The organism is Alkalibacillus filiformis, assembly GCF_030814115.1.
GTDB lineage: Bacteria > Bacillota > Bacilli > Bacillales > Alkalibacillaceae > Alkalibacillus > Alkalibacillus filiformis.
Genome location: NZ_JAUSUP010000003.1, coordinates 145497 through 157756 on the forward strand (window position 1 = coordinate 145497; position 12260 = coordinate 157756).

A 12260-nucleotide genomic window follows, 5' to 3' on the forward strand; every position below is an offset into this window, starting at 1 on the left:
GGCATGATTACATCAATATACGGCGCAATTGAATCAGGTTTAATCTACGCAATTATGGCACTAGGGGTGTATATTTCATTTAGGTTGTTAGACTTCCCGGATTTAACGGTCGATGGAAGCTTTGTAACGGGTGGTGCGGTCACATCAGTCATGATCGTGAATGGCACTGACCCGTTTACTGCAACGATCGCTGGGGCGATTGCTGGATTTTTCGCTGGGTGTATAACAGGGTTACTGCATACGAAAGGGAATATTAACCCTCTATTAGCCGGCATTCTCATGATGATTGCTTTATATTCTATTAATTTAAGAATTATGGGGCAGCCGAACATTCCGTTATTAAATGAACATACGTTGTTTACGACGCTTAGCGGATGGTGGGAAGCGTTGAATTTAGAGGCGATCTTCATGGCGCCGTTTCATTGGTTAGGGATTGCTGATTTTGCACCGAGATCGTTTTACGCGTTAATGTCACTTTTAGTACTTATTATCATTGTGAAGAAGTTAATGGACTTCTTCTTACGGACTGAAGCGGGGACGACTTTACGTGCGACGGGTGATAATCAGAAAATGGTTCGAAGCTTCTCAGCGAATACGAGTTTGTACATTATCGTTGGAATGGGTGTTTCGAACATGTTAGTCGCTTTTAGTGGTGCGATGGTTGTACAGCATAGTGGATTCGCTGATATTAACTTAGGTGTCGGGATGATCATTATTGGCTTAGCTTCAGTTATTATCGGTGAAGTGTTATTTGGTAAAGATAAAATTGTCCGCATGACGTTAGCGGTTATTTTAGGTGCGATTGTGTATCGCATTATTTACTCAATGGCGCTTCGAATCGATTTCTTAGAAGCAAGTGATATGAAGTTGATTACAGCATTGATCGTTGTCGTCGCATTAGTCTTCCCGCATTGGCTCGGTCAGACGAATGCGAAGAATCAGTATAAAAAATCAAAAGCGAAAGCCGCAAGCAGTGGTTAGGAGGAGAGACGATGCTTAGTTTAAATGAAATTCATAAAACCTTTTACCCGAATACACCAGATGAACGGCTAGCACTAGTCGATGTGAACCAAAAGCTTGAAGCGGGTGATTTTGTTACGATTATTGGAAGTAATGGTGCTGGCAAGTCGACTCTTCTTAATACACTAGCAGGCTCAATTATTCCTGATGAAGGGGAAGTCGCGATTGATGGTCGTGATGTGACTAGGCTTCCTGAACAGAAGCGCGCGGCGTATATTGGGCGTGTCTTCCAGGACCCAATGGCAGGGACTGCACCAGGGATGACGATTGAAGAGAACATGGTGATTTCACTCGGCCGAACGAAAAGGCGTAGTTTATTCCGTGGCGTGTCAAAGCAACTTCGCGAGCGTTTTCGTGAGCATTTAGCGACATTAGAGATCGGCTTAGAAGATCGTTTGAATACGAAAGTCGGCTTACTATCAGGTGGTGAGCGCCAAGCCTTATCACTTTTAATGGCGACGTTCACCGAGCCGAAAATACTATTATTAGATGAACATACAGCCGCACTCGATCCGTCGAAACAAGAACTGATCTTACGCTTAACACGTGAACTCGTTGAAAAGCACAGCTTAACGACCGTGATGGTCACACACCAAATGGAACAAGCCATCGAATTCGGCAACCGCCTCTGGATGATGGACGAAGGCAAAATCATATTCGAAGCCAATGACGATGAAAAAGACGAACTCACCGTCTCAGACCTTCTTCAAAACTTCGAAAACATCCGTGGCAAAAGAATGGCAAGCGATCGCGCGTTGTTGTCGAAATAATTAGCAAGAACTCTTCCTAATCAGGGAGAGTTCTTTTTTACTTAAAATGCACTTTCTATGAGCTATTTTAGAACTTATTCCGATTTTATAAGTTTAAAATTAATTTCCAGGTTCACCTTTTTTCATTTTTCCCTATAATTATGACAACTTTGGCCTGTTTTTTGATACTTTTTTACACCAAAACGTGTATTTTTGTAAAAAAACCTCATTTTACTTTTTTATAGATATTTTTTAATATAATTTTGAAAATTTCATTTAAGGGAGAGATTATTATGGAAATTAAAGAAAATGGACGCATTTCTGCAAAAACGATGGCTGTATTGCCACATAAATTTTCGGATGGTGTTTATGGTTCGTATGTCGTGGATACGGACGATGAATTTTACAGCTATTTAACACCGAAACAATTAATGGATGATATTTGTAATTATTATGCATGTAGTTTGAAGGGACGACTTGATGGTACTCGAAAAGCTTTTGGTGTGTCACGTAAAGCACCGATTGTCGTGGAAGCTTCTTCTGGCATGTTTTTTATGCCAACGACTTCGCCGCATTCTAACGAGTGTGCTTGGATTGCTCACAGTTACGTTTTAAAGCTTGAGCGTCTTGCACCGAAAATGACGCGAATTTATTTTCACGGTGGTAAAACTTTAACGGTCAATTATTCACAAACGTCGTTAACTAACCAGTTAAACCGCACGGCACAATATCGACACTTAGTCATGGAGCGAATTTCAAATTATCAACTTTAAATAACTTTGACACACCCCAACCTAATTGCTAAAATACATCTAATTCTCTGAAAATCGTTAAGAAGTAGGTGTGTATAGATGTATGATGTTGCGATTATTGGCGCAGGATCGATGGGAATGGCTGCGGGTTTCTATTTAGCAAAGGAAAATCAGCGGGTTGTGTTAATTGATGCGTTTGATCCGCCGCATAGTGAAGGGTCTCATCATGGAGAGACGCGGTTAATTCGTCATGCTTATGGTGAAGGGGAAAGTTATGTACCGATGGCGCTTCGAGCACAGGAGTTGTGGCATGAGCTTGACCGACAAGTTGATGAGAAGTTGTTTGATCCAACGGGTGTGTTAAATATCGGGGACAAGCAATCTGATTTCGTTAAAAACGTCATAAAAAGTGCTAAAACGCATGGGCTTAATTTAGAGACGTTAACAGCTGATGAAGTAAATGAGCGTTGGGAAGGTTTTCAACTTGATAATCATTTAATGGGTTGTTTTGAGCCTGATTCAGGTGTGTTAATGAGTGAACGTTGTATTGGGGCGTATCGTCATTTAGCTTCTAAGGCTGGTGCTCAGTTTAAGTTTAATGAACAGATTCAAAACCTCGAGACCCGAGACGATGAAGTAACGATTACGTTATCAAATGAAACGATTCAAGCTAAAAAGCTCATCGTTTCAGCAGGTAAAGGAACGAATCAAGTGTTGGCACATTTGAATGAACAGTTGCCTTTAAAACCTACGCGTAAAACTTTTTCGTGGTTTGAAGCTGATGAGGAACTTTATCATCGTAATCATTTTCCAGGTTGGGCTTATGATGTTGATGGCAAGACGTTTTACGGTTTTCCGAGCATTGAAAACCAAGTTGTGAAGTTAGGTCGTCATGACAGTGGTTACGTGTTACAAGACCCGATGAATTTAGCGCCTTTTGGTCATTATGAAAATGATCTAGCGGATGTCACGAGTCAAGTTGAGCGCATCTTTAAAGAACCGATGTCTCATGCTGAAGGTAAAGTATGTACTTATACGAACACACCTGATGGGGACTTTATTATTGATCAGTTGTCTGGACATGACCATGTTTATGTCGCGTGTGGCTTTTCAGGACATGGCTTTAAATTTAGTAGTGTCGTTGGTGAAATATTGACGCAATTAACATTGCATGGTCGTACACAATTTAATATCGAACCATTTCGTTTAAGTCGGTTTAATTAAGGCAACGGCATTGTCCGTTGCCTTTTTCTATGCAAAATCCGGTGCTGGCTTCGTCGTTTCGGTTGTAATGTCATACATGAGTTCATTTAAAATGTGCTCGACTTTTTTGCGAATAGCTGGGTTGAAGTAGCGTCGTTCTTCTTCGTAGCCGCGTGCTAGAAATAGGTACGTTGAGAATGTGTCATTCTTCTGGATGAAGACGACATCCATTTTCTTCTGATCCATCGTTTTGCGAAGGCCGCGTCGTTCGGTTCTTGCTTGGTGAATCATACGGCGTAGTAGTTCTAAATATGGTTCTTTTATTTTAAATGATCCGTTTTCGACCGTTTTTATATCTTGTTCTAAGACGACGATCGCCATGGATAAGAATAAAAATCGTGATGCCATTTGTCCTTCCTCGTCACTTAAGTAAGGCATGATGATCCCTCCGTCATATGTTAATCGAACATCTGTTCTATTATTGTATGATAAAAACGAAAAAATATCAAACACTAATTGTAATTGATGTGTCATTGTAAAAAAGTAGGCAAAAGGCTAATTTTTTTATAAAATGGAGTTAGAGACACAGGATGGGAGAAAGAGACCATGAATGAAGAATCCAATTTAGAAGAACTACACGACCTCATATCAGATTCAGTCATAGGTAATTTCATCATTCAATTGTTAGAGTTCTATGGTAGTTTCGGGCCTTTGCCGGGGATTTTACTACCATTTATTGAAGCATTTATCCCGATTTTGCCGATTATCGTCTTTATTTTGGCAAATTCGATTGTCTATGGGCTCGTCATGGGCTTTTTATATTCTTGGATCGGAAGTTTAGCAGGAGCAATTCTTGTCTTTGTTTTAGTCCGTAAAAGTGAACGATTTCGTTGGGTGAGGCGGATTAAGTATCAACGCCATATTCAGAAGATCACGTCGTTTTTTGATCGTCGTGGATTTGGTCCGTTGTTTTTACTGTTATGCTTTCCATTTTCACCATCAGCGTTGTTAAATGTTGTAGCAGCATTTACGAAAATGTCGATTCAGCAGGTGATTTTAGCTTTGGCATTAGGTAAAGCAGTTATGATATTTTCCGTGTCGTATGTCGGGGATAGTATTACATCATTTGCAGAGGATCCTATAAGAACGATTATCGTCGGGGTAGCGATTGGGCTGTTTTGGTTTGTCGGTAAGTTTATTGAACAGCGAATTAAGACGACAGCCGATCGTGAAGACGGTCAACCATATTAAAAGGGGGAGCGCATGTGGGATTACAGTTTATTTTAGGACGAGCTGGAGCAGAAATTGGCTCGTACTGTTTAGAAGAGATTGAACGTGAATTAAAAGAAGACCCAAAAGGTGATCCGATTTTTTATATCGTGCCAGACCAAATGGCGTTCCAACAAGAATATGATTTATTACGAAAAAGTGATTTAGCAGGTTCGATACGTGCTCAAGTGTTTAGTTTTTCGCGTTTAGCGTGGTATGTGTTTCAAGAAGTTGGTGGTGGGACGAAGCCGTTTATTACGTCAACGGGTATTCAAATGTTGCTGCGCAAAATTGCTGAAGAGCATCAAGAGTCATTCGATGCGTTTCAAAAGGCGATGGATAAGCAAGGGTTTATCGATCAGCTTGAGACGATGATTACTGAGCTTAAGCGTTATCGCGTCACACCTGAGACGCTTCAAAGTGTGCTTGCTGAATTGAATCAGTTCGAACATTTAACACCAAATGAAGTGGCGTTAAAACATAAATTAGAAGATTTGGCGATGATTTATGAAAAGTTAGATCAACAGTTAAAAGGGCATTACGTTGATAGTGAAGACCAACTGAATATGCTTGTTGAAAAGCTTGCTGAAACGAATGTGTTAAAAGACGCGACGATTTACATAGACGGTTTCCACCGCTTTACGCCACAAGAGTATTACGTGATTGAATCACTTATGCGTTATGCGAAAGATGTAAAGATCGCACTCGTCTATGACGGTCGTGGTCAAGGGTTAGGCGAGTTAGACTTATTTTACCAGACGAAGACGACGTATGAGACGTTAGAAGAGATCGCACAGACGTTTCAAATAAAAGTTAATGAGCCGGTTAAATTGTATCCAGATGAGCGTAGATTCAAAGACAATCAAGCGTTTCAACATTTAGAGCGTGAGTTTGGAAGGCAGCCAACACCAAAGTATGAAGGAAATGCACCGATTAAGCTCGTTGAAGCAGTCCATCCGCGTGCAGAAGTAGAAGGGATGGCACAAGAGATTGTCCGCCTAACACGAGAAGAAGGCTATCGTTATCGTGATTTAGCCATATTAATTCGTGAAGATAATACATATCATGATTTAATTGAAACGATTTTTAAAGATTATGAGATTCCAGTGTTCTTAGATGAAAAGAAGACGATGTTAAATCACCCGTTTATTGAACTTATTCGAACGGGTCTAGAAGTCGTGGAGCGAAGTTGGCGTTATGATGCGCTGTTTCGTTTGCTTAAGACTGGGTTTGTGAAGCCGACTGATGAACAATACCCGCTTACGGCTGATGCGATTGACCTTTTAGAAAACTATTGCTTAGAGTATGGCATTCGTACACGCGATCAATGGTTAAGTAATAAAGAGTGGACGTATCAACGGTTGTTTGGCCTTGATTTCCGTAAACAGACAGATGAAGAGTTAGCGATGCAAAAACAAATTAATGCGTACCGTAAGCAAGTCGTCGATGCTTTAGAATCATTTGACCAAAGCGTCCGTGAATCGGAAACCGTAGAAGCTAGACTGCAAGCGGTTTTTGCGTGGTTAGAGCATTTAAATGCGCCTGAAACGTTAGAAACGCTTCGTGATGAGTTTGATGAACAAGGCGAAGTTGAGGTTGCGCGTGAACAAGAACAAGCGTGGCAAGCAGTCATGCAGCTGTTTGATGAAATGGTCGACATGCTTGGTGAAGAAGAATTTTCGTTTAAATTGTTCCGAGAAGTAATTGAAGCTGGTTTTGAAACGTTGAAATTCTCGCATGTGCCACCAACAATCGATCACGTGATTGTCGGTAATGTGGAGCGTTCGCGTATTGCCAATGTAAAGGTGTGTTTTATTTTAGGGGTCAATGATGGTGTTTACCCGATGAAGCCACCGAGTGAAGGATTAGTCACTGATGATGAGCGTGAGTGGCTTGAGTCTAAAGGAATGATGCTTGCTGATCAAGCTGAGCGTGTCTTATTAGATGATCGTTTTTACATGTATTTAGCGTTTACGCTTGCAAGTGACAAGATGTGGGTGAGCTATCCGTTAAGTGATGAAGAAGGTAAGCAAAAGATGCCGGCTTCGATTGTGAAGCAGTTAAAAGAGATGTATACGGATTTAGATGAGAAGTTTTTACTCGATGATGAAGATGACGAAGACCCGATGCGTTTTATTACGAATCCAGTGAAGGCGCGTGCCATTTTAACAGCGGAGTTATCGAAGTATTTACGTGGTTATCCGACACATAGCGTGTATTGGGATACGCTTCATTGGTTTATGAATGAAGAGTCTAAAAAAGGACAAGCGCAGACGGTGTTAAGCAGTTTGTTTTACCGAAATGAGCCGCAAAGCTTACAAGATGATACAGCTAGTCAATTGTTTGACCAGACGATGCGCTCAAGTGTGTCGCGTTTAGAGACATATCACCAATGTGCTTATCATTACTTTGCGAAATATACGTTAGGCTTACAAGAGCGTAATTTATATAAATTAGAAGCACCTGACATTGGTCAGCTGTTCCATGAGTCGCTTCGTTATATTACAGAATGGGTATTTGAAGACGGTAAGGCGTTTTTCGAACTAACAAGCGATGACATTTTAAAATATGCAAGACGTGCAGTCGAGCAGTTAGCGCCGATGTTACAGCACCAAATTTTATTTAGTTCTAATCGTTATCAATACATTTTACGCAAGCTAAAACAAGTGATTATTCGGGCGACGACAGTACTGGCTAAACAATCGAAGCATACGGATTTTGCGCCAGCTGGTATTGAAATTGGCTTTGGTAAAAGAGAGAAGCTTCCGCCGTTGCAGCTTGATTTAATGAACGGTTATAAACTTGAATTAAGCGGACGTGTAGACCGTGTCGACCAAACGGAAATTGATGATCGTTTGTTCTTACGTATTATTGATTATAAGTCAAGTAAGAAGGATTTAAGTTTAGTCGATGTGTATTACGGTCTAGCGCTTCAAATGTTAACGTATTTAGATGTTGTATTAACGTATTCCGATCGATGGTTAGGCAAACAAGCCGACCCTGCTGGTGTGCTTTACTTCCACGTGCACAATCCGACGTTAAACAATACAGGGTTAAAATCACTCGATGATGATGCAGTTGAAGAAGCGTTGTTTAAAGAATACAAGATGAATGGTTTGTTATTAGAAGATGAGCGCATTGCTGAAGCGATGGACCGCTCATTAGAACAAGGCTCCTCGAAAATCGCGCCATTTGGTGTGAAGAAAGATGGTTCGTTTGATAGTCGTTCGAAAACGGTCGATGAAGATCTGTTTAAGCGAATGAATCAGTACGTTCGCGGCATGATGCGCCAAGCAGGTAACGAAATTGTTAGCGGTGAAGTGAAGCTTGATCCCATTCAAAAGAAAGACCACGTTGCGTGTACGTTTTGTCCGTACAAATCAGTCTGTCAATTCGACCCGTCACTCGAAGAAAATGAATTCGAACGGTTAAAAGAAGAAAAAGATGAAACGATTTTAGAGAAAATGGTTCAACGAGAGGGGGAGAAGTAAATGAAATGGACTGACGAACAAGCCTCAGCGATCTATGAAGCTGGGAAGGATATACTCGTCTCAGCTGCAGCCGGTTCTGGTAAGACGGCCGTTTTAGTCGAACGCATTATTCAGAAGATGTTAGATGAACACGATCCTTTTAACATTGATGAAATGTTAGTCGCGACATTTACGAATGCGGCTGCTCAAGAGATGAAGAACCGTGTCGGCCAAGCGCTAGAAAAAGCATTAGAAGATAATCCAGAATCTCACCATTTGAAAAAACAAATCGCACTACTACAACGTGCGAACATTTCAACACTTCACTCCTTTTGTATGAACGTTGTCAGGAAATATAGTTACCAGCTTGATTTAGACCCGAGCTTTCGTATTTTAGATCAAGTGGAATCGGAAATGTTGAAAAAGGACGTCATCCAAGAAGTATTTGAAGAGTGGTACGGCAAAGAAGGATACGAGCAAGAGAAGTTTTTCCGTTTCGTTGATAGTTTTTCAAACGACCGTAATGATGAGCAAGTAGAAGAGTTAGTGTTAAAGGTTCATGAGTTTGCGCTGCAAAACCCGAAACCATTTGAATGGTTGGATGCATTGGTCGCGATGTATGACGTTGATGAAGAAGCACCTCTTGATGAGCTAAGATGGATGCCTTATGCGAAAGCAGATATTAAAGAAGTGTTAGAAGCGGCGATGTTTGATGTGAATCAAGCGTTAGATGTCGCACAAGACGTAGACGGGCCTGCCCATTACGTTGAAGCGTTAGAACAAGACAAAGAGCAAATCCAGCTAGTCATAGCAGCTGTTGGTGGACCGTGGAGTAATATGCGTGATCAAGTGTTAGCCAATAAAAAGTTCGCCACTCTTTCGCGTAAAAAATACGAATGCGACCCTGAGTTGCAAAAACAAGTGAAATCAATTCGTGAGCGTTACAAAAAGAAATTTACCGATATGGCAGAGCGGTGGTTTAACCGTGACCCAGCTTCGTTTGTGAAAGATTTACGCAAATTGGTGCCACACGTTGAGCAACTTGTAGCTGTTGTGAAAGAGTTCCATTCGAAGCTAGAAGCGGAAAAGCGTGAACAAGGCGCTTTAGAGTTCGCGGACTTAGAACATTATAGCTTAGATGTTTTGTTAGCTGAAGAAGCGACGATGGATGATTTGAAACCGTCTGATGTTGCCAAACAGTATCAAAATCAATTCCGCGAAGTGTTGATTGATGAATATCAAGATACAAACTTAGTACAAGAGACGATTTTGCAGTTGTTAACCGGTGATGAACAAGCTGGTCATTTATTTATGGTTGGTGATGTGAAACAAAGTATTTACGGTTTCCGCCATGCTGAGCCGAGCTTGTTTATGACGAAGTATAAACAGTTCCAAGATGAAGCAGAACCGAGCATGCGTATTGATTTAGCACAGAATTTCCGTAGTCGTCATGAAGTGTTAGCGAGTACGAACTACATTTTCCGTCAATTGTTAGATGAACAAGTTGGCGAAATGGAGTATGAAAAAGATGCTGAATTAATTTATAGTAATCAAATTTATGAGACGTTAACCGATTCAGATGTCGATACAGAACTTCACATTTTATCGCGTGAAGAGGAAGAAGAGCCAGATGAAAGTGATGAGTGGAAGTATTTAGAGAAAGCGCAAATTGAAGCGCGCGCCTATGCGAAGAAGATCCAATCTTGGGTTGGAACTGATGACAATGAGCCGATGTATATCATCGATAAAGAGACAGAGCGACCACGTCCAGTGCGTTATTCTGACATTGTTATTTTAATGCGTTCAAAAACGTGGTTTGGCACGGTCGTTGAGGAGTTAAAACAACTTGGCATTCCGATTTACGCCGATCTATCAGCCGGTTATTTAGAAGCGATTGAAGTTCAAGTGATGTTAAATGTGTTAAAGACAATCGATAATCCGAAACAAGATATTCCGCTTGCGAGTGTCTTGAAGTCGCCAATCGTTGGCTTAAATGAAGATGAGTTAGCACAAATCCGTTTACACGGCCGTAAAGAAAGCTTTGACGTTGCGGTGAAAAATTACATGAAATCAGGTGAAAATGCTGACTTAATGAGACGTTTAGAGCGATTTTTCTCTATGTTTGAACAGTGGCGAAAGCAAGCGAAGTACGGCGCGTTGTCTGATTTAATTTGGCAAATTTATCGTGAGACGGGTTATTACGAATTCGTTGGTGGCACTCCTGGTGGTAAACAACGTCAAGCGAATTTACGCGCATTGTATGACCGAGCGCGTAGTTATGAGCGTTCGTCGTATCGCGGTTTGTTCCGTTTCTTACGTTTTATTGAGAAGATGGAAGAGCGTGGCGATGATTTAGCGGCAGCACGTGCATTAGGTGAACAAGAAGATGTCGTTCGCCTCATGTCGATCCATACGAGTAAAGGTCTTGAATTTCCGTTAGTCATTTTAGGGGCAGCAGATAAAGACTTTAATACACAAGATTATAAAAAGCGATACTTACTGCATAAAGATTTAGGTTTCGGCGCGAAGTATATGGACGTTGACAACCGGATTATGTATAAAACATTTCCGTTTGAAGCGATGACGGTTGCGATGAAGCGAGAAATGTTAGCTGAAGAGATGCGTGTTTTATACGTTGCCTTAACCCGTGCGAAAGAGAAGCTCGTCGTTATGGGAACGGTTAATGACTACAGCAAACGTGTGCAAAAGTGGCTTGAAGTAGGCGCGCATCAATATTGGGTGTTGCCCGCTCACATGCGTAGCGATCAAGCGAATTATATGAATTGGATTGGCATGTCGCTAGTCCGACACGAAATGGCTGATGCACTACATGAAGGAGCAGTGCCAGCGCAAGTACCTGAGTCGATTCGTCGTGATGATTCAAAATGGAACGTCGTCGTGGATCATGCTAGGGAATATGAAAATCCGGAGTTTATTACTGTTCAGCGTAACGACACGTTAGAACGAGCGATTAAAGAGTGGGATGTTAGTCAAATTCAAGATAAAACAGAACAGTTTGATGAAGTCGACCACCGTTTAACTTATCGATATGAATATCCAAGCAGTCAGTCCCATCGTGCTAAGCAGACGGTTACTGAGTTAAAACGAATACGCCAAGAGGAAGATGAATATAGTGCGACTGATTTCTTACGCAAACAAATGAAATCATCATTAAAACGCCCGCGCTTTATGCAACAAGATGTTAAAACGTTAACGAAAGCTGAAATTGGTAGCGCAATGCACGCTGTCATGCAGCATTTACCGTTTGATCGAGATTGGGATCAAGCTAGTTTGGAAGAATTTGTATCAGGTCTTGTATTTAAAGAAATATTGACCGATGAAGAAGCTGAAGTCATTGATTATGATGCAATCTTACATTTGTTTGATACGAAAGCAGGTCAGTTGTTAAATGTAGCAGAAGACGTTAGACGTGAACTGCCATTTACAATGGAGTTAAAAGTGAAAGAAGTATACCCTGATTGGCAAGATGATACGAATGAAAGTGTGCTGATTCAAGGTGTCATCGACTGTTTAATGAATGTTGAAGGAAAGTGGTATTTAGTTGATTATAAAACCGATACAATCGTCGGTGACGTTAATGATAAGCAAGTTGATCGATTGGCAAACCGATATGAAGTTCAAGTCGACTTATACCGTCGAGCAGTCGAGTCGATTTGGGGTGTAGAATTATCAGGCGTTTACTTATACTTCTTTGACCGAGCATTAGTGATTGAAATGTAAAGCTTATCGCCATGATTATGGCGATGAGCCCAATTTCCATTAGGGATGAAGGGGAA

Annotated in this window: 8 protein-coding genes; 7 read left to right on the forward strand and 1 reads right to left on the reverse strand. The window is 41.1% G+C overall.

What is annotated here, in order from left to right; genetic code table 11:
* Positions 1-3 precede the first annotated feature (3 nt).
* From J2R98_RS07625 to solA, 4 genes are all read left to right on the forward strand, one after another.
* The gene (locus J2R98_RS07625; protein ID WP_307067672.1) at positions 4-981 is read left to right on the forward strand and encodes an ABC transporter permease; all 978 of its coding nucleotides are present in this window, start codon (positions 4-6) and stop codon (positions 979-981) included.
* A gap of 11 nt (positions 982-992) precedes the next feature.
* A complete protein-coding gene (locus tag J2R98_RS07630) occupies positions 993-1790 on the forward strand; it encodes an ABC transporter ATP-binding protein (protein WP_307067674.1) in 798 nt (265 codons plus the stop codon).
* Between the two features lie 272 nt (positions 1791-2062).
* Positions 2063-2542, forward strand: coding sequence for a competence protein ComK (locus J2R98_RS07635; protein ID WP_017186337.1), 480 nt, complete (start codon positions 2063-2065; stop codon positions 2540-2542).
* A 78-nt stretch (positions 2543-2620) separates the two neighbouring features.
* A complete protein-coding gene (gene solA, locus J2R98_RS07640) occupies positions 2621-3745 on the forward strand; it encodes an N-methyl-L-tryptophan oxidase (protein WP_307067677.1) in 1125 nt (374 codons plus the stop codon).
* Between the two features lie 27 nt (positions 3746-3772).
* Here solA and J2R98_RS07645 read toward each other — a convergent pair whose 3' ends face one another.
* Positions 3773-4162, reverse strand: coding sequence for a YhjD family protein (locus J2R98_RS07645; protein WP_307067679.1), 390 nt, complete (start codon positions 4160-4162; stop codon positions 3773-3775).
* Between the two features lie 168 nt (positions 4163-4330).
* Between J2R98_RS07645 and J2R98_RS07650 the strand changes: the two genes are divergently transcribed.
* Genes J2R98_RS07650 through addA form a run of 3 tightly spaced genes read left to right on the forward strand, consistent with a single transcriptional unit; the run spans position 4331 to position 12204 of the window.
* Positions 4331-4975: a TVP38/TMEM64 family protein gene (locus J2R98_RS07650; protein WP_307067683.1), complete on the forward strand. Its 645-nt coding sequence runs from the start codon at positions 4331-4333 to the stop codon at positions 4973-4975.
* Positions 4976-4989: 14 nt separating this feature from the next.
* Complete coding sequence (addB, locus tag J2R98_RS07655) at positions 4990-8484, forward strand: helicase-exonuclease AddAB subunit AddB (RefSeq protein ID WP_307067685.1); 3495 nt, start codon at positions 4990-4992, stop codon at positions 8482-8484.
* Entirely contained in the window at positions 8485-12204 is a 3720-nt protein-coding gene (gene addA / locus J2R98_RS07660) for a helicase-exonuclease AddAB subunit AddA (protein ID WP_307067687.1), read from the forward strand.
* Positions 12205-12260: the final 56 nt, after the last annotated feature.